The organism is uncultured Abiotrophia sp., assembly GCF_963520105.1.
In the GTDB taxonomy this organism is placed as follows: domain Bacteria; phylum Bacillota; class Bacilli; order Lactobacillales; family Aerococcaceae; genus Abiotrophia.
The window spans coordinates 111,760-131,854 of the sequence record NZ_CAUQPN010000001.1 but is presented as its reverse complement, the minus strand read 5'-3'; the positions used below and the strand labels follow the sequence as shown (position 1 = coordinate 131,854).

Annotated in this window: 14 protein-coding genes and 1 pseudogene; 1 reads left to right on the top strand and 14 read right to left on the bottom strand. The window is 45.7% G+C overall.

Translation table 11 applies throughout. From position 1 onward, the window contains the following. Positions 1-57 precede the first annotated feature (57 nt). The 8 genes from RWO08_RS00590 to RWO08_RS00555 form a co-directional block, all read right to left on the bottom strand. Entirely contained in the window at positions 58-1,845 is a 1,788-nt protein-coding gene (locus RWO08_RS00590; RefSeq protein ID WP_314211004.1) for a serine hydrolase, read from the bottom strand. 90 nt (positions 1,846-1,935) lie between these two features. Beyond that, the gene (locus tag RWO08_RS00585) at positions 1,936-3,117 is read right to left on the bottom strand and encodes a class I SAM-dependent rRNA methyltransferase (RefSeq protein ID WP_314211003.1); all 1,182 of its coding nucleotides are present in this window, start codon (positions 3,115-3,117) and stop codon (positions 1,936-1,938) included. A 3-nt stretch (positions 3,118-3,120) separates the two neighbouring features. Continuing rightward, a complete protein-coding gene (locus RWO08_RS00580; protein ID WP_314211002.1) occupies positions 3,121-3,762 on the bottom strand; it encodes an HD domain-containing protein in 642 nt (213 codons plus the stop codon). Positions 3,763-3,896: 134 nt separating this feature from the next. Next, on the bottom strand, positions 3,897-10,094 hold the full coding sequence (locus RWO08_RS00575; protein ID WP_314211001.1) for a CshA/CshB family fibrillar adhesin-related protein: 6,198 nt from the start codon (positions 10,092-10,094) through the stop codon (positions 3,897-3,899). A gap of 548 nt (positions 10,095-10,642) precedes the next feature. Continuing rightward, complete coding sequence (locus tag RWO08_RS00570; RefSeq protein ID WP_311464940.1) at positions 10,643-11,887, bottom strand: hypothetical protein; 1,245 nt, start codon at positions 11,885-11,887, stop codon at positions 10,643-10,645. Positions 11,888-12,072: 185 nt separating this feature from the next. Next, positions 12,073-13,374, bottom strand: a complete 1,302-nt coding sequence (locus RWO08_RS00565; protein WP_314211000.1) for a pyrimidine-nucleoside phosphorylase — start codon at positions 13,372-13,374, stop codon at positions 12,073-12,075. After that, positions 13,375-14,088, bottom strand: a complete 714-nt coding sequence (gene rpiA / locus RWO08_RS00560; protein ID WP_314210999.1) for a ribose-5-phosphate isomerase RpiA — start codon at positions 14,086-14,088, stop codon at positions 13,375-13,377. Next, entirely contained in the window at positions 14,089-14,634 is a 546-nt protein-coding gene (locus RWO08_RS00555) for a flavodoxin domain-containing protein (protein WP_303885858.1), read from the bottom strand. Positions 14,635-14,797: 163 nt separating this feature from the next. Here RWO08_RS00555 and RWO08_RS00550 point away from each other — a divergent pair, with 163 nt between their 5' ends. Next, a complete protein-coding gene (locus RWO08_RS00550) occupies positions 14,798-15,475 on the top strand; it encodes a CpXC domain-containing protein (protein ID WP_314210998.1) in 678 nt (225 codons plus the stop codon). Positions 15,476-15,529: 54 nt separating this feature from the next. On the opposite strand, the gene yaaA is transcribed toward RWO08_RS00550, so the two are convergent. From yaaA to tnpA, 6 genes and pseudogenes are all read right to left on the bottom strand, one after another. Then, the gene (gene yaaA / locus RWO08_RS00545; protein ID WP_314210997.1) at positions 15,530-16,258 is read right to left on the bottom strand and encodes a peroxide stress protein YaaA; all 729 of its coding nucleotides are present in this window, start codon (positions 16,256-16,258) and stop codon (positions 15,530-15,532) included. Positions 16,259-16,365: 107 nt separating this feature from the next. Next, positions 16,366-17,232 carry a TPM domain-containing protein gene (locus tag RWO08_RS00540; protein ID WP_314210996.1) on the bottom strand — a complete coding sequence of 289 codons (867 nt, stop codon included), beginning with the start codon at positions 17,230-17,232 and terminating at the stop codon, positions 16,366-16,368. 32 nt (positions 17,233-17,264) lie between these two features. After that, on the bottom strand, positions 17,265-17,831 hold the full coding sequence (locus RWO08_RS00535) for a LemA family protein (protein WP_291427817.1): 567 nt from the start codon (positions 17,829-17,831) through the stop codon (positions 17,265-17,267). A gap of 198 nt (positions 17,832-18,029) precedes the next feature. Continuing rightward, on the bottom strand, positions 18,030-18,617 hold the full coding sequence (locus RWO08_RS00530) for a heavy metal-binding domain-containing protein (RefSeq protein WP_314210995.1): 588 nt from the start codon (positions 18,615-18,617) through the stop codon (positions 18,030-18,032). Between the two features lie 209 nt (positions 18,618-18,826). Further along, positions 18,827-19,363, bottom strand: coding sequence for a GNAT family N-acetyltransferase (locus RWO08_RS00525; protein WP_291427820.1), 537 nt, complete (start codon positions 19,361-19,363; stop codon positions 18,827-18,829). A gap of 262 nt (positions 19,364-19,625) precedes the next feature. Beyond that, positions 19,626-19,960, bottom strand: a pseudogene (gene tnpA, locus RWO08_RS00520) (IS200/IS605 family transposase); the annotation flags it as partial. Positions 19,961-20,095 lie beyond the last annotated feature (135 nt).

The window sequence follows — 20,095 nt, the reverse complement described above, 5'->3', positions numbered from 1 at the left end:
GCCAACTTAGACTAAAAAAAGCTGAGACAGGTATTACTACTGTCTCAGCTTTTTATCTTAGTAATAGAGCCAGGTACCTCGACCTGTATCCCAATACCAACGTCCTTGACGTGGAGTAGAATCGAGGACACCGTCACCATCATCATCGAAATAATCAAAAACAGGTGCAGGTTCTACGTTAGGGTTGTTAAGTTCAGCCTGAGTAGGCAACTCAGGAGCAGATGAGTTGCTCGCAGTTGATGATTCACTACTTGAAGCACTTGATTCAGTTGCATTAGTTTGGCCTTGGGCAAACTCCACTAAGGTCTTCACGATTGAAGCCACATTAGTATTCGCGGTTTCTCCTTCGCCAGGTGCACCAAGAACTACAACAATCACGGATTTTCCGTTCATCTCAATAATTGCCGCATAATGGTGCATACTCCCCACTTGATCAGGTGTCGTCATTTCATAACGTCGTGTTACATCTTTCAGGTCTGTTGGGAACTTGGTGGAAACCGGAGTCTTAAGAACGGCTTCTTTAAGCGCTGCACTCACCTTATTATTAACTAACTTATCTTGGGCCAGCTGATTCAACAAATTAGCCAAGTCATAGGCACTTGTGGTCACACCTGTAATATCACCTGCCTCATTCAATGCTAGATTAGCACTAATCTTTGTTGAATAGTAGCCTTGGCTATTAAGCCAGAGATTCAATTCATTTGCGCCACCTACTTGTTGAATTAAGTAATTCATAGCTGTTGCATCTTGGGCTACCACTACTGCATCAATTAATTCTTGGATAGTAATCTTCGAACCAATAGCGTGTGTTGCCATAGCTGTCTCTCCCGTCCCTACACGGAGATCTTCTTGAATTTCAACTTCAGTTGTTAGTTCAAACTTTTTCTCATCAATCAATTGATAGGTCCGTGCTAATACAAACCATGCAAAAAGGTTAGATGCGTCACTAGACTTAGTACTTGATAAGTAAGGAGCTTTGCTACCGACTTCTTGAAGAGCCAAGACTTGTTTACCATCGGACTTGAAGGCTGCCTCTAAAGCTTTCACTTGATCTTGACTCAGACCTAAATCCGGTGTTTGATATTCAAGTTGTTCGGTGTAGTTAAGGCTGTCCGCCTTGATGGCCAAGGACACCTTACTGCCAGCTGCTTTAGTAATTTGATAGCTTGGGTCCACATAACGTAAGACTAAATTGTTAGCTTCCTTGACTAAAGAGTAGTCTGTTAAGTCGCTACCATCTACGGAAAACTTGAATGTATCACGGGTCAAATTCTCTAATGGTTGCTCAAAAGTCAAAGTGACCGTCACAAAAGGATAGGCAGAAAGATCTGCTTGTTTACTTTTGGCTTGAAGGTTTGACGTACTACTTGATTCTTCCTTGCTGGACTCCTGCGCTACTTGGCTAGAGCTTGATGATGTTGGTGTTTCAGTATTTTGATTTCCCCATTTAATTCCCACGGCATTCAAGGCTTGTGGTAAGTACTTAGGTAACTCCGGACCATATAGGAAAGCCAAGAATAAAAGAATTAAAACAAGCACCATCTGTAGAATACTGAAGATAACTCGCATGAAACCACGACGACGTTTTGGTTTGAATTCAGGGACTAATTCTTCCTCATCATCTTGGGATGAAAAATCAAAATTCTGAATTTCTTGGGTATTACGCCACGCTTCATACTCCGTTGTCTGGTGTAAATCATCATGAGGCAGAACTGTATTCGAATCGAATGCTTCATCATTCTCATAATGTGGTTCCCTCACCACTTTTTTATCCGCAAATGAATAACCACAACGGGCACAGTGCGTCTTACTTCTGACTGGCTTGCCACAGTTTGGACATTGCATATCTTAAATCCCTCCTCTAATTAGGTTGCTACCTATTCCCTACAATTCTATCATAGAATAGCTAAAAATTAAAGCGCCTTATCACAATAATTAGCCCTTGGTCCCCTTGGCCAGGACTAATACTTTCAAGTAGTCACTGCGCTCATCTTCTGACCGCGGGAAATCCTCTCCCAAGCCAAAACTAGCCTGCAGTTCAGCACCCGGACACGCTGCTAAGCAATCTGCTTTAAAGCGTTCTAAAGGATAGGCTGAGTGATTGGTAGATAAGACTAATTGACCACCTGGGGCCACCAAACACCAAAGATCTGCCGCAAGCCGGCCATAATTTTTAAGGGCAGAGAAGGTATATTTCTTCGTGCGCGCAAAACTAGGTGGGTCACATACAACTCGATCAAAGGTCAGTCCTTTTCGCTTAGCATAGCGGATATAGTCGAAGACATCCATGACACGAATTTCATGCGCTTGACTAGGCGTCTCTATCCCATTCAACGCGAAGTTTTCCTGGGTCTTAGCTAGGCTTCGATTAGCCACATCTACACTAACGGTCTGGCTTGCGCCCCCCATTGCGGCCGCTACTGAGAAACCACCTGTATAACTGAAGAGGTTTAAGAGACTTTTGCCAGCAGCTCCCTGCATGATATAGTCTCGCACCTGCCGCTGATCCAAAAAGAGACCTGTCATCCATTCCTGTCCGAGATGGATGGCATAGTGAATGCCATTTTCACGAATAATGACTGGGGCAGGTGCAAGTTGCCCTTCAAGATGGTTAATAGCTTGTTCAGCCACTTGTTGATCAAAGCGCTGAGTTTCATAGATTCCCAAGATGTCGGGAACATGAGCTTTAAGAGCTGATACTAAATCATCTCGATATTGATAAATCCCTTGAGAATACCAGTTAAGTTGGATAAATCCTGCATACCAATCCACTGTCACCCCGCCCAAGCCATCACCTTCTCCATTGATAAGGCGAAAGGCAGTTAAGTCTGAACGGTTAAAATAGGACTGACGCTGAGACAAGGAAGCTTGAACCCGTTGCTCTAACCAGTTAGCGTCTAGCTGACTATTCTGAGTTAACAACCAGCCTAAGCCCTTCTGTTGGCGCCCGACTAGCATGAGTCCCAGCCACTGCCCCGTCACCGACTTTAAGCCTACTACACTTCCTTCGGCTAGCCGCTCAGCTACTTCTGACTCCATGATGTCAGCTAACTGAATCAACGCCTTGCCCTTTTTTAGCCCTTGACTGGCTTTCTTCTTCACGATTAGTGTATCCATCTATTATTCTCCTTTGATTTCAGCCCAGAATTGTGCCAGGTATTGGCGCATAAAAGCAGTTCTATCTTGGGCTATAGCACGGCCTGATGCAGTATTCATCAAGTCAGCTAGCTTTAATAATTTCTCATCAAAATGCGCAAGGCTGCTCTGATTTTGACGATAATCTTCTTGACTTAACTGGGACAAATCACGAGGAGGCAAGTCATTATAGAGATCATGTCCTCGTGAACCTCCATAATAGAAGGTACGAGCGATACCAATTGCCCCTAAGGCATCTAATCGGTCTGCATCTTGCACAACCTGTCCCTCGAGTGACAGAGATTGCCTTTCTTGCAGGTTTTTACTAAAAGACTGACGGTCCATAATCTCTAAAATGGCGTCTCGCTCTGGCAAAGTTGCGCCTGCTTGTATTAGAAGCTCTGCTACTTCTCTGCGCGCTTGCGCTGGATTCGATGTCACCTTATCATCAATGACATCATGCAACCAAGCGGCAGCTAGCACAATGGAGGTTTTTATAGGTTGTGATTCAGCTGCCATCAAACGTTTAGCATTGGCAACCACACGCTCAAGGTGCTGAATATCATGCCCCGTCTTATCTTGCGCCATACGTTGACGCACAAAAGCTTCAATGATTCCTAACTCCATTCCCCGTCACACTCCTTTCTTGTATTCTAGCATAAGAGTCCTGCTCAAGGCTAGCTAGCACCCAGTGTTTACTTGCTTAAGCAGAAAAAATCCCTCAGTCCTTGCTAAGAAGGCTGAGGGATTTTGACTAGGCTTTAGTCTTCATCTGTCGCTTGGCGTTTGCGCGTCGCAACTAGGCCGACACTTGCTAAGATTGTCAAGGCCACACCTGAGAAGAAGCTATAGTCTGGGGCTTCACCCGTTGCTGGTAAGAGCCCTTGTGTTTGCACTTCTGGCTCACTTGGAGCGACTGGCACTGGCACAACGGTTGGCACATATTGTGCCGTCACCTTGCGCCCGTTGCGGTCAACCCGAACCACGGTCACACCGCTTGCTTGGCCTAAGAAGCCTGCTTCTGGTGTGAAGGTCACAGAACCATCTGGGTTAAGAACATAAGTCCCTTCCCCTGGTACGGTTAATTCAGTTTGACCATTTTCGAAGGTAGCTGGGATGGTTAGATCCACATCGCCTTCAAAGACTGGCGTCCCGGTTTGTTTTTCACCTGGGTAGCCGGTTGAAGTCGTATCTTGTGTCTTGGCTTGTCCGTAAACGGTTGGAATGTACTGAATCTTCAGTTCTTTCCCGTTGACATCACGACGGATAACGGTAATTGGTGTCGCTTGTCCAACAAAGTCTGCTTCTGGCGTGAAGGTCACTTGCCCTGTCTCAGGGTTGACGGTGTAAGTCCCTTGTCCTGGAACGGTCACGCTGGTGACCCCACCTTCAAGGTAAGCTGGAACTTTGGTATCCACTTGGCCCTTGAAGTCTGGTAACTTGCTTTGACTTTGACCCTTCATGCCCTCGCTAGTCACGCTAGCGTTGACAACTGGTGAGTAAGTCGCTTCAGCAGTTGTCCCGTTTACGTCAGTGGCTTGAACACGAGCTGGGACTGGTTGACCCACATAACCTGGATTTGGTGTGAAGGTCACGGTTCCGTCTTGGGATAAGCTGTAGGTCCCGACTTGCTTGCCTGCTTGGTCCAAAGCTGGAATAGTGGTGTCAGCCACAGCTTGACCATTGACCACAAACTTGAGGCTGCCTGGGACTAAGTCCACGCTTTGTTCAGTGCCGTCAATATTGGCAGAACCCGGCACAAACTTAACTTGACCTGTTTGGGCTTGGTTAACCACGCCTGAAGAGTAGTCGTTGTTGGCACCTGGTTTAATTGGGACAACCGTTGCTTGGTAAGTAGCCGTCACTGGGGTGCCATTCTTATCGACGCGTTTAACCGTCAATGGTGAACCTTGGCCCGTGAAGGTCTTCTCTGGAACAAACTCGATGGAGCCATCTGCTTGGATGGTGTAGACCCCTTCGCCGATGACGGTCTTAGTGGTGGTGCCGTCTTCGAAGGTCATTGGCACGGTATCATCCATTGGCACCGATGAATTCCCTGGCGTAAAGACTGGACGAGCCGTTTGTTTCTTGCCCTGCACTCCAGTTGAAGTGGCTGGCGTGCTAGTTGGCGTTACCTTGGTCACAGATGGAGTGTAAGTCGCGGTGACTGGTGTACCGTTCTTGTCTACACGTTTGACCGTGACAGGAGCTGGTGTCCCTACGTATTGCTTGTCTGGCGTGAAAGTAATGGAACCATCTGGGTTGATGGAGTAGACACCGACGTTTGGCACAGTCTTAGTGCTTGAGCCATCCTCGAGGGTCATTGGACTATCCACATCGATTGGCACTGCTGGGTCACCTGGAGTGAAGACTGGCGTCGCTGTCTGTGGTTGACCTTGAACACCTGTCGAAGTCGCTGGTGTGCTGGTTGGAGTGACTCTTGTTACGGTTGGAGTGTACTTAGCCGTTACTTCCGTACCGTTCTTGTCGACACGTTTAACTGTCACCGGATCTGGGGTCCCAACATATTGCTTGTCTGGGGTGAAGGTAATGGAGCCATCTGGGTTGATGGAGTACTCACCTACACCTGGAACCTTCTTCGTGCTTGAACCGTCTTGGAAAGTCATTGGACTATCCACATCGATTGGCACGGCTGAGTCACCTGGTGTGAAGACTGGACTGCCGGTTTGTGGCACACCTTGGACACCTGTTGAAGTGGCTGGCGTGCTGGTTGGGGTGACTCTTGTTACGGTTGGCGTATACTTAGCCGTCACTTCCGTACCATTCTTATCCACACGTTTAACAGTAACTGGGGCTGGGGTCCCGACATATTGTTTGTCTGGGGTGAAGGTAATGGAGCCATCTGGGTTGATGGAGTACTCACCTACACCTGGAACCTTCTTCGTGCTTGAACCGTCTTCGAAAGTCATTGGACTATCCAAGTCGATTGGCACTGCTGAGTCACCTAGTGTGAAGACTGGGGTGCCAGTTTGTGGTTGGCCTTGAACACCGTTCGATGTGGCATCAGTGCTAGTTGGCGTCACTTTCGTTACGGTTGGCGTGTAAGTAGCCGTCACTTCAGTCCCATTCTTGTCAACACGTTTTACAACTACAGGATCTGGTGTTCCAACGTATTGCTTGTCTGGAGTAAAGGTAATAGAGCCATCTGACCCAATGACATAGGTCCCGACATTTGGGACTTTCTTGGTGCTTGAACCATCCTCGAAGGTCATTGGACTATCCGCATCGATTGGCACTGCTGGATCACCTGGGGTGAAGACTGGCGTCGCTGTCTGTGGTTGACCTTGAACACCTGTAGAAGTCGCTGGTGTGCTAGTTGGTGTTACCTTAGTCACGGTTGGAGTATACTTAGCCGTTACTTCCGTGCCGTTCTTGTCGACACGTTTAACTGTTACCGGAGCTGGAGTCCCAACAAATTGCTTGTCTGGGGTAAAGGTAATGGAGCCATCTGGGTTGATGGAGTACTCACCTACACCTGGAACCTTCTTCGTGCTTGAACCGTCTTCGAAGGTCATTGGTTTCGTGTCATCAAGTGGTACTAATGGGTTCCCTTCAGTAAAGGTTGGGGTGCCCTTTTGTGGTTGACCTTGAACACCACTTGACTCAGCATTGGTACTGGTTGGCGTTACTTGTGTAACGTTTGGCTGATAAACTGCATCTGCCGTAGAACCATTGCTGTCTGTTACGCGAAGGCGTGCAGGAGTAGGTGTTCCGTAGAAATCAGGAGCAGGCTGGAAGCTAATCTCCCCATTTGGTTTAACTGTATAGGTTCCTTGTACCTTGCCACTCGCGTCGCTAACTGTCAAGGTATTACCTTGTTGAACTTGCCCATCCACAACGAATTGTGGCCCAGCTGGGTTCAATGGAACTGTTTGAGTTTGGTTATTAACAGTTGCTTGACCCGGCGTGAAATTAAGTTGGCTAGTTTGGAGTTGCCCTTGAAGCCCAGTAGTCTGAGTATCTTGGCCTGTGGGGGTTGCAGCCTTGACATCGGCTTGGTAAGTAGCAGTTACTTCTGTCCCGTTCTTATCCACACGTTTAACCGTTTCAGGATTTGGACGACCAGTATAGCCAGGAAGTGGTTGGAAGGTTACACGACCTGTATTATCCACTGTATATGTCCCAACACCTGGAACTTCCTTAGTTGATTTACCATTGTCAAAGGTTGGTGCAACGGCTTCATCAATTGGCACACGGCTATCACCTGGAGTGAAGACTAGGTTGCCGGATTGCTCAGCCCCTTGAATACCTTCAGAGCTTGCGTTCTGACCTGTTGGTACAACTGGCGTCACCTTCGGTTGGTAAGTCGCTCGGTGAGGTTGCCCAGAAGCATCATTTACTTGTAAATTAACTGGATCTACCGTCCCAACAAATGACTTGTTTGGAGTGAAAGTTACGCGACCTGTTGCTGGATCTAAGTTAAAGGTCCCGACTTCCTTACCACCAGAAGTTGCCGGAATACTTGTTCCTGATACAGGATTACCCTCAGCATCTAAGAAAGTAGCTGGATTGCTAGCCGATGGCTGAACAGGTGTGTTGGCTGGATCCCCATCATTAAAGACGATGTCTTTTTCTTGTGGTAAACCTTGTGCGTCGGTTGAAACGTTCTCAGTATGCTTCAATACATTTGGAACATAACGAGCGTCCATAGTATTGAGCGTATCACTTACAGGTGCTTCTGCATTGTTCTTAGCGGTCCAGTTAGTGTCTGATCCGTTGGTATCAAAACGACGAATATTAATCCCTGCTGCTTTACCAGTAAAACCTGCCGCAGGCTCAAAAACAACATTAACGTCAGCGCCATCTGCGGTCACTTTATAGCGTCCTTCTGTCGTAGTGTACCATCCCTCACCATTTGGTGTTAGGATCTGCCCTGTATTATCTAAAACGATTGGTGCTTTGTTGGTGTCAATGGCTGCTTTGGCATTCTCATCGTTTTTGTCTACACCACGAGGAGTAAAGTGAAGGGTCGCTTTTTGTTGTTGACCTTGCAAACCAAAAGTCTCCTTCTTCTCACCTTTTGGTGGATAGGTTAAGAGCACTTCTAAGTCCTCTACTTCCCCACTAAATGCTGTTCCAGTAGGTTTTTCAATATCCCCTTGATTCAAGGCAATACGAACACGCATCCCAATCTTGTTAACCTGATCATTTGTCATCGGCGGATGATTTCTAAAGTTAACAGTGAAGTCGCCTTCACCCGTTACTTCAGTGAAATCACTGGCTTCATTATCATCAAACTTTCCGTTTTGGTTGAAGTCCATCCAAGCACGAACATATGCCTTGGCATTGCCATTGGCATTTGCGTGGAAACGAACGGAGTAATTTCCGTCACGAAGACGATCTGCTCGGAAAAGATTGTGAGTTTGATTAACTAAATCATCAGGCAAGAGTTGCTTAATCCCTTCATCGGCGTGATCTGTATTATCATCGTGAGCCCAGTCACCGCCAGAAGATGTGTCAACATCGGCTTTCACCCTACCTAGATAAGGTTGAGGGCTAGGATTCCCTGTCTCTGCATCGTAGCCAGAAATAGCATGAACTGCTGTCCCATAAGTTTCAGGAGCATCCCCTTCATCGACAACCATAAAACCTATCATAGCCCCTTGTTGACCGGAAGAAGCAATATAAATTCCCACTTCAGAAGCCCCACGACTCATAACAAGTGGCACCGTATAGCCATTTGAAACATTAGGACCAAAAACTTGGGAACCTAGCCCCCCCGTTTTTTGATCTGGATTAGTATAGGCATGCCAATAAACCTTACTCCCTTCTTCCCCGATATATTGACCATCAGTGTTAGGAAGCATTGCATAATAGGTATCCGTAATTTCGGTCCCATCTGGGCGGACACGTTTCCATTCAGCCAAGTGCTCCCAGCCTTGCCCATTTGTAGTAAATATAGCATACTCACCTGGGTTGGCTTCTTCGCCATCGGCCATAACTACAGTCGCCTTAACTGGCTTGTTAAGATAAGTTGCTTCAACCTTGAAAGTCACCCCATAGTTAGCACCGTTGCGTGGCACTTGTAATTGGGTCAATCGCCCTTTAGTATTGATTCCTTGATCTCTAATAGCTGTCCATTGGTTCTGAGCTGCCCCTATAATTTTAGGACGGTAGTCATCTCCATTGTTCTGCTGATCATTGTATTCAGGCGCATATGTCAGCCATGTATTCTTAGCATTCGGATTGTAGCTAGCTACATGCTCAGTCCCCTGAACACGATTACGATAGATTTCGGTTGAGTTAAAGGGTTTTAAGTCCGTAACCGTCAATTTAACCCGATATCCTGGCGAAATTTCTTTTTCATAGACGGTTCCTACTTTAAGGGAACCATTGTCCAAATTCGAAATTGAATTAGGGTCAGATAAATCTAGCCAATTGATTTGCTTCATTAAATCAGCTGGTCTCTTATTCTCCGAATCAGCCAAGGTAGGCTTCGATACCGTATTATTAGGATTGCCATCCCGCAAACCATTAGATGTAACATCTCGACGTACTCGGCGAGAACGACTAGTCTGTAATGCTTCCACAGAAGGCACTGGTCGATCTTCATTTGTTGCTTGACTAGAAGCAGAATGAATAGGGCCTTCTGAGGATTCTTGGGGCTTATTCAAACTCTCTTCTTCTTTAAGTTTTTCCCTAGATTCTATTGGATCACTTCCTTGATCCGTTGAAGCAAGACTATCTACTTCTGAGGCTTGATTTAGGTTAACCTCGGGGGCTAGCGATTGATCGCTCGCTTCGGCCACTACTTCGTAATCTACACTACTTGTTACACCGCTATAATCTTGGGCCTCCGCAGTTGCACCATTAGCAAAATAAATACCACAGGCTACTGCTACAGAGGCTGCGCCAAAGCTAAACTTCTTAATCGTATAGCGCGTGATTATCTCGCCCTGTTTTTTATCATTCATCTGGCGATTATTCTTACTAAACATAGACTGACTCCTCTATATAAAATATACGATGAAAGAAACAAACTAACGAGGAAGCTACTCTACATGAGAATCTGCACACCAATGGAACTGGAGCCAAGGTAGTGCCCTTGTTAACTTCTTTCATTCACTCCGCCCATTATTATAGTATATATAGAGAGAGATTGCACGATGTTTTTTAGGAAATTTGCTTCTAATCATTTGACAAGCTTTCCATTGATAAATATGTAGTTTTACAGAAATTTATTGCTTCTGACATAGGCTCTTATTATGGCCTAAGAGACAATGAAATTGCCTATTCTACTTAATAATTAAAGATCATTTTTTGGATTCCTCTATATAAATTAACAAAAAGACTCATTTTATCCACTCATCCCTAGACACTAGCTTAAGACTCTCCTCTATCACACCATTCTACATTAGGGACATACGAACACTATTTTGTCATGGGCCTCTGCTATTATTAGCTAATTGGTGCCACAGACATAGGTTCCTAGGCAAAACAAAAAGCCAGTTTACTATCTAGTAAACTGGCAGCCATAAAAGAAATCCTACTCTTTTGGTGTCTGACTTAATATCTTATTTAATATGGATTGATATTCCTGAGCCGAAAGGCGCTTAAGCTCAGTAATATCTGGTAAGTGTTCCTGACTAGGGCTCAACTCATAATCCACTACATAGTCATAAGAGCGTGTATAGGCAGGATTATTATTGAAAAGGTTAAGGTTGGTATCTTCTACCACCCCCAAGAGAGTCATACGATAGCTCTGTTCCTTAGGATTCACTCGCAAGCTAAAACGCTTGAGCTTTTGGAGCACAGGGCTCGTCTTCAATTGCATTGCCTTAAGAAAATCTACCTTGCCCGTCGCGATATCCGCAATGCGGTTGAGGCCAAATTCTCCTTTACGAATCTTAGCTGATACTTCCCCTTGAAGGTCCAAACCGACCCCTTTCCCCACCAAATCCAGATGGGGATTGAGTTTTAGACTAGGGCCTTTGTCACTTGCTTCCCACTCCATCTTAAGACGATAATCCAGATGTAAGTTACGTGTCTGATCAAAGAGAAACTCCGGAATTTCAGTCAACTCTGCACTGGTCATCACGGTCCCTTTGAACTCATGAATCTTAGCTTCCGGCAACTGATTCAACTTCTTGCGGTTAGGCTCTAAGAAAAGCAGTTGGAAAGCTTCTTGATCTAAGCCAACTTGCTTGAGCTGTTCCTTGCTAAGTTCGATATAATAGTCATCATAGGCTTCTAGGGCCTTGAGCTGCTCCGTTGTCAAAGACAATTCAGGGAAGAAGGTCATGCTTGCTAATAATTGACTATGCTTAATATAGACGTGAGAGAGATTATCATAAGTCATCAAATCGAGTTGATACTTAAGACCTTCGCCTTTATCGCCATAATAGGTTAATTGTATCTTAGCAATACCGCGACTACGGTCCCCCACCGCTTGTACTTGGGCAGTATAAGCCCGATCCTTGACGTAGGTAAAGCCATAACGTACCTGGTAGGTTTTTAACTCATGCATAGCATCAAGGGCGGCCTGCAATAGTTCTTGTTTGGATAGTTGTGGTTCAGCCAAACTCTCAGCAGAAGTGGAGACCATTTCGGATTCAGCTACAGAACTAGCACTCTCAGACGAGGTGGCTAGGTCTTCTACTTGGCTTGTTGAGTCTACTTGCTCAGAATCTGATTGGGCACCTACCACCTCTGCGCTCCCTAGTATAAGCGCTAAGCCTAAGGCTAGCACCCCATAAGAAAAAGGCTTGATTGTTCTTGGTTTAATTGACATTTTGTCACCTCATTTCGTTTCCGAAAATCATACAAATTCATCAGTCAGTTTAACACTCTGACTTGCAAAAGTAAACTAAAACCACCCTAGTTAAGACTTTTTTAGAAAAGCTCGTTATAATTCAACAGCCCTCCACCGTTGGCTGATTTTCCAACTGATGGGGGCTGTTTGATTGGTTGATAAACTTACTCCACAATAACTTTGCGAATTAATTCTGGCACCTGAGCGGAGTCGGCAATCGAAACGGCAGCAGACAAGCGAGCCAAGACCTCGCTCACATCTTCTCGGTTACTGTGTAAAATCGCAAGTGGTTGGCCTTCTTGAATAGGATCACCGACCTTGGCGCAGAGTTCAATCCCTACGGCTGGGTCGATAATATCTTCCTTGGTCTCACGTCCAGCGCCTAACATCATAGCGGCTACCCCAACTTCATCAGCCACCCATTGGCTGACTACACCCGAACTTTGGGCTAGGAATGGAATGTGATAGCGAGCTTGAGGTAACAAGTCTAGATTATCCACAATTCTCGTATCCCCGCCTTGGTTAGCAAGGAAGGTCTTGAAGACTTCCAAGGCACGTCCTGAGTCGATTTGTTCTTGCAAGAGCGCCTTCCCTTCTTCAAGACTGGCTACTCGGTTAGCTGCTAGCAACATTTGACCGCCTAAAACCAAGCAAAGTTCTGTTAGATCTTCTGGACCTTGGCCTTGAAGGGTCTGGATGGCTTCCTTGACTTCTAGGGCATTCCCAATCATGTAGCCTAGTGGTTGGCTCATATCGGAAATAACAGCCAAGGTCTTACGACCCACTTGGTGGCCGATCTTCACCATGGTATGAGCCAGAGCTTCCGCATCTGCCAAGGTCTTCATGAAAGCCCCTTCGCCTGTCTTAACGTCTAAGACAATGGCATCTGCTCCGGCCGCAATTTTCTTACTCATAATGGAGCTAGCAATCAAGGGGATAGATTGGACGGTACCCGTCACATCCCGCAGGGCATAGAGTTTTTTGTCGGCAGGGGTTAGGTTACCACTTTGACCAACTACCGCAATCTTGTAGCGATTAACATGATCAATAAAATCTTGGGGTGATAGAGTCACGGAGAAGCCAGGAATAGCCTCTAATTTATCAGTGGTTCCACCCGTATGGCCCAAGCCACGACCACTCATTTTAGCAACTGGCACACCACAGGCAGCTACTAGAGGTGCTAGCACCAGGGTAGTTGTATCGCCCACGCCACCAGTTGAGTGTTTATCGACTTTGACACCATGAATAGCAGATAAATCAATCTCATCCCCTGACTTGACCATGGCCATAGTCAAGTAGCTAGCTTCTTCTTCCGTCATGCCTTGGAAATAGATAGCCATGGCTAAAGCGCTCATCTGATAATCAGGTATTGTGCCATCTGTATAACCGGCAATCAGGAAATTGATTTCTTCCTGACTCAAGGCCAGGCCTGCTTGTTTTTTCTCGATTAGGTCTACTACCCGCATTTAATCCACCTCAATTGTCATTGGCTCGGATTGATCTTTCTGATAAAGGAGGATGCTACCGTCAGCACGTCCCACCAAGAAAGTATCACAAACATCTAGGAAGAGGCCATGTTCGACTACCCCTACCGTATTTTTCAATTCATGAGCAAGCTGGTGAGGGTAAGGAATCTGGCCTAGTTTCAAGTCAATAATGTAGTTACCAGAATCTGTCATATAGAGCGAATCAGACCCAACTTTACGGAAGCTTGGTTCTAGACCTGCCGCCATCAATTGACGGAAAAGATTCCAGGAACCAAACTGCACCACCTCAACAGGTAAGGGGAAAGCTCCTAAAGTATCGACCAACTTATCTTCTCCTACAACCCAAATAGAGCGTTTAGCATTCTTAGCCACAATCTTTTCATGCAAGAGGGCACCGCCGCCCCCTTTAATGCCGTAAAAATCACGGGTTACTTCATCCGCCCCGTCAACTACTAAATCAATGTGGTTGACTCGGTCTAAATCCATGATGGTAATGCCTAACTTAAGGGCTTGCTCCGCAGTCCGCCGAGAAGTAGCCACACCCACAATCTGTTTGAGACGGCCATCAGCAATCCGCGCACCTACCTCTTCCACAAACCAATAAGCTGTTGAGCCGGTCCCTAAGCCGACCACCATGCCGTCTTTAACATAATTAGCGGCATAACGGCCGACTAGTTCCTTGGTATCTACCATTTATTTTGCTCCTTTCTGAATCGCACGAACTCGAGCCACTAAGGGCTCCAGAGAGGATTCTTCGGTTAAATCATAGGTGGTGCCGTAAGTCTCTAACATGGAGCGTTCCACATCACCTAAACTAACTGTATCAAGGGAATGTTCCTTAGAATCTTCTAGTTGTTTAGCTAAGCGCTGCATGAAATCTAGGCGCTTATAGACAATCGTTCCTCGAAAATGGAATTCAGTGATTCGTTCTAATACTTCTGGCTTAAAGGCCGCCGCCATGAGGGGATCAAAGTTGGTGAGGGCTGGATTGGAAAGTCCCACTGTGTAGAGAATCCAAGATTTATCTGGCCAGGCCTCTATCCATTCTTGATAAACAGGCGCACCTTCTAAGCGCCCTTCCAAAATACAGGTTCCTAGAATCATAATCTGACTCTCTGCCAGGAGTGTATCTGTCACCTCATTGTGGGCACAGACACGGCAATTGAGTACTTTGGCTATTTGTTCAGCATAGCGTTTGGTCGAGCCATAACGAGACATATAGACCACTAAACACTTCATTACTTCCATCCCTTTCTGCATACATTACGGGTTGCTCGCGACTGACTTACGGGCACCCTTACATTCCTATTGTACCACATTTTTTCTAATCTAAGTAGCTTGAGATAGATTTCATATTTTTTTTTGATATAATATAAGAAAGATTGATGAAGGAGGCTTCTCCATGCCTGAACTCCACCTGACTTGCCCCGTCTGTCAGACCCACGTAGATAAAGACTACCCTACTCACCTTAATAGCAAGACTCAAGCGCCTTTAGTGCGCGAGTTATTCGAAGGCCAACTCTTCCGTTTTGAGTGCCCTACTTGTGGTGCCGAGCGTCAACTCACTTATCAATTTCTCTATCATAACCCTCAAGCTGCCTATATGATCTTTCTCCTACCTCATTATCTGGAAGATAAGGATCACCTAGAAGAAGACTTGGAGCAAATCTTAGCAGGTCTCAACTTCTCCCTAGACCACTACCAACTACGCTTAGTAACGACAGTGCCTGAATTACTAGAAAAAATTCAAATCCTCGAATCTGGTCATGATGACCGCATCATTGAAGCTGTCAAAATTCTTACGGACGGACTCTTCGCAACTGAGAAACCTGATACACCAGTTAAGGCACGCTACTACTATCCTAGCAAAGGTGCTGAGCGCATCCTCTATGTAACGGACCAAGATCAAATCCTGGTCGACTTACACCAGAAGCTCATTGACTTCGTTAAAGGCAAGTACCGCAAAATCTTGGAAGAGGACTTACGCGGTGACTTCCACTATATAGGCTACCGTTGGGCACTAGATTTGTTAGAGGGCAAGAAACCCGAAAGCCAACTAGCTAGTGATAATGAAAAATAGCCTATACTAGCTAAAAAAGCCAGTCCCTAAGGGACTGGCTTTTTCTTGATTTCTCTATTTTTTAACGTAGACCCAGTCTAGTTCACTGGATAAATCCGCCCGGTAGCTGTAGCCATCAAACTTAGCAGCTTGGAGTGCCTCTAGAGTCTGGACTTGATGTTCTATACAATAAGCTAGTAGTTGCCCGCGTCCTTTCTTAGAAATGGTCGAATGGCGTTTGAGTCGGCCTCCCGCTTCTTCTAGAAACTGAATTCGTAAGAAGCGTCGCCGTAGAGTCGGGCTAAAGACTTGTTCAAATTCTGATGACAGAAGCGACACGAGGACTTCATCATGATTGACACTTATAGATGTATCATACTGTGCCTTCCAATAGGCTTTTAGGGGCTTGCCATTAACCTTGAGAGATTTCATGAAATCTAATCTATGCGGCGCAATCGGGGCATTAGCCACAATTAAGCCATAGAGCGCGGTGGCAATCAAGACATGCTGACTAGCGAAGGCTCGAGCCTTATCTGACTTAAGCACCGGCTTGAATTGACGATACATTAGGCCATCGTATAAATCCATGGCAGGGTATGACGCCGCTTTTCCTGCCGCCAAAGCCTGCCAGCGTTCCGTCTCGGTTACAGCTTGAGCGTCAGAAATATCATAAAACTTAGCCAATTCTTCAGTTGATAAATCCACTAATTGAGCCACTACAGCCTGGCTAGCTGGCGCTAACTCAACGAACTTGCCATCAGACAAGCCTGACATCTGCTTGGCACTCGGTATAAGAAATTTCATGCTTATCCTCCTTATCTCTTCTTTCCTACTATATCACAGAAGATAGGTTCAATCTAGCCAAACGAAAAAGGCCAGGACTGAGTCCTAGCCTTAGCTATTTGATTACTTTACCAGCCACTGGAAGCACCGCCGCCGCCGAAGCCACCACCGCCCCAACCGCCGGAACTGCCACTTGAACTACCACTTGAACCGGAGTCAGAGCCGGAACTACCAGAGCTCCACCAACCTCCTAGGATACCGCCACTACCACCGCTACCCCAGAATCCGTCGAAGAAATCATCATCGTCATCAGACCAGCGGAAGGCGCCACGGCGTCGCCGTAAGAGACGAATACCAAGTGGTATGCCAAAAGGTAAAATTAGGAAGAGCGGCCAAGCACTGGCAACAAAACGCCAAGGGCTCTTAGACCAACGTAAGGCTGTCTCATGCTCGGCACGTGCCGAGTTAGTCACCCCAAGTTGCGTCAGTTGGCTATCTGACAAGCCTAGATACTGGATAATCCCCTGTATCTGAAGGCGTACTGCTCGATCGTAATCCTTAGCTTTGAGTTCACTCTTGGCAGAATCCAAGATTCGTTTGGCCGCCACATCGGGTAAGGCTTCAGCCGCCTTATTTGAGGTCTCAATCCGCATCTTGCGGTCATTAGGCGCGACCACCAACAATATTCCATTGTTAGTACCAGAGAAACCCACTTGCCATTTTTTAGCTACCTTGTTAGCTAGCTCTTCAATACTGAAACCTTTGAGATCAGTTGGCAGATAAACCCCAATTTGATACTGCTCTGAGGTCTGAGCCAGTTGCCGGTTGACCTGGTCAATATAGGCTAAAGTATCCTGAGATAAAACCTTGGCTTCATCTACAACCGACCGCTCAGGTTTATCCGGTAAGTTATTAGTCTTAGCGCCACAACCCACCATAAACAAGAAAACAAATCCGAGCAAGAATAGGAATCCTCGCCATTTTTTAGTTTTCATGGTCATGCCTCCTCATAGGACTTACTGTTGCCTTAACGGCTAGAAGAATTCAGATCTACTGTTGGTGCTACTTGCGCATCACTACTTGCTTGATACAAGTTCACCGGTTGGAAACCGAAGATTCCCGCTACCAAGTTAGTTGGGAAGGAGCGAACCTTAGTATTGTACTTGGTCGCTACTTCGTTGAAAACGCCACGAGAGGTCTTGATACGGTTCTCAGTGCCTTCCAATTCAGTAATAAGATTTTCTACCTGTTGATTGGCCTTCAAATCTGGATAATTCTCTGTTAAAACCAATAAACGGGACACAGCTGATGATAAGTCAGACTGGCCTTGCTCGGCTTCTGACGCATTACCAGAACCAATCTTAGCACGGGCTTCCGCTATTTTCTCGAAGATTTCTGATTCATGACTCATATAACCCTTCACACTGTTGACTACATTAGGAATTAAGTCATAGCGACGTTGCAAATCAACTTGCACGTCCGCCTGGGCTTGAGTAACTGCATTTTGCGATGATACTAGGCCATTATAGGTACCACCTAAGGCAAAGGCGATGACTGCCAGAACAGCAATCACAAATAACCACGTTTTTTTCATATTATGATCCTCCTGTCCTCTGAATCAAGTTCTCATTTCAAGGACAAGATGATTATACCATATGACGGGGCTCAGCGAATAGGACTTAGGTCCTATTCTTTGAGGTTTACCTAAATTTACTATCTTAATGCAAAAATACTCACTAAACCGTAAGGCTCAGTGGGTTGATTTAGCGTCTGAAATGATGGTCTTAGCTGATTAGACTTCCTCCGCGTAGACTGCTGTACCTAGAGCGGTAACACAGAATACATAAGGAAGATAGCTTGTAGCTCCTTGAGTATTGACTGTTTCAGGTTCTAAGGTCACATAATCAAATTTAAGGTTGATAATGGCATTACAGCCAAGATCATAGGCTTGTTCCTTGAGATGGACCAAAGTCAGGATACGCCCTTCTTCCATCACATCTACTAAACTTTGGGCCGGGTCACCTAAGGCATTGTCTCCACGACCTCCATCCACACCACGCGCGATAGAATGTGCCAAATCACTAGCCACAGGCCCACCATAATGCGTGATACTATAGCCATCAAATCCCTGTCCCGTAGTCACTACAATATTAGCAATTCCTTGCTCCCGTTCTTTTTGTTGGGCAAGTTGTTCAGCAAATTCCTCATCTTGGTCAGCTAAATAGTTCTGAAATTGGTCTAGCAAATGAACTAGGTCCACACTGTCTTCTAGATAGGCACCGGTCAGAGAAAACTTCACTGCGATTCCTTGGTCTTGGAGGAAGGCCTCAAAGGCCTCTTTGTCCAAGTCGTAGTCACGTACAATGTCTTTAATTTTCATATTTCATCTACCTTTCTGCTTTCTTTTTATTTTTGGGGGAGAGCCATCCTTTATTCACTACTAAAATAAGTTTCATATGCGAAAGTGGATAATCTAATTTTACTACTCATGCAATTGGGGAACAAGGAATACGAACATGTCTTCATAGACCTTCAATACCTTAAAATAAGAAAACCCACCAAGCCAAGAGCTCAGTGAGTTCTCATCTATTATTTTCCCCATTCTTCTCTGAGGACTCCATACTTGACGCTATCATAGTAGGTCCCCTGCCAGTAGCGGACTCGACGAATACAGGCTTCTTGTTGCCAACCGAGACCGTGGGCGCAACTCATCATACGGACATTTCCGCTCCAAGTTGTTAGGCCCAAATGTTCTAATTCAGTAAAACAATCGAAAGTATCGGTCGTCCACTTCGCCAAAGCCTTCCGTCCCACACCAGTGTTCCAACGATTGGCATCATAAATGACAATTCCTACTTCCATCCAACGAGTTCGTCGATCTTCCCAAATTCGGGAGACCATTCCCACTGCTTGGCCTTCTACTTGGATACAACGCACACCTTCACTTAAGAGAAAAGCTGCCACGCCACTAGAGACAAAGTCTTCAAAACTCTCATATGCTTGATATTCTTGAAAATAAGGTGCATCCCAACGCGCCCACTCAGGTTCCGCATCACGAAATCCCAACTCCCAAACGGCTCGCAATTTGTCTTCATCAAAAGAGACTAATTCAATATTATAAGTCATATTCATTCTCCTTCTTATCTTAAACTACCTTTTGTGGGTTCTAGGATGATTGACACACAAAATTGTTACCTTCATTCTACTAGCTGGGAGGCAGTTCATCAAGATATAGAGACTAAAGCCAATGCTGGATTTAGCTTGAGCTCCACTCAAAGTCACAATATTCTTATAGCACTTCGGGTTAACCACAATCAAAACCGCCCCTTGTCACAGGCGGTTTGCTCTGCGACTGGAAGCCTCTGCTACCGGCCACGGTCTAAAGGTCTACTGTATCCACGAAATATCCTCGACACCAAAACTTACGGTTCCCATAACGCACTTTAAATTTGCCTATCGATCAAATACCATGAGACTACTTTTTCCTTTCAGATATCCCATCAGATACCCCATAAAGCTTGCAATCTTCAATGCGCTCTTTGCAGGCATTTATTTCATAGATAATGACGCCCTTGCGCTCGCATAATTCACGAATAATTCTGTGCCAATCGTTGGCTTCTACTTCCCATATATGGTTTGGCGTCGATATTGGGGCGCGAACACGATATGATACTTACATTTCCAACTTGTGTGTATTGTCCTTTTTCGTAAGGATACCTCCATGGTTCTTTTGGTGTGGTCGGGAAACCTGCAACTAAGTTTGCCACTTGGGAGGTTATTTTTCTTACCTCGCTATAAGCTCTCCGGAACCACCAGCATTGCTGGTGGTTTTCTTGATACCAAAAGGCCAGCATCTTC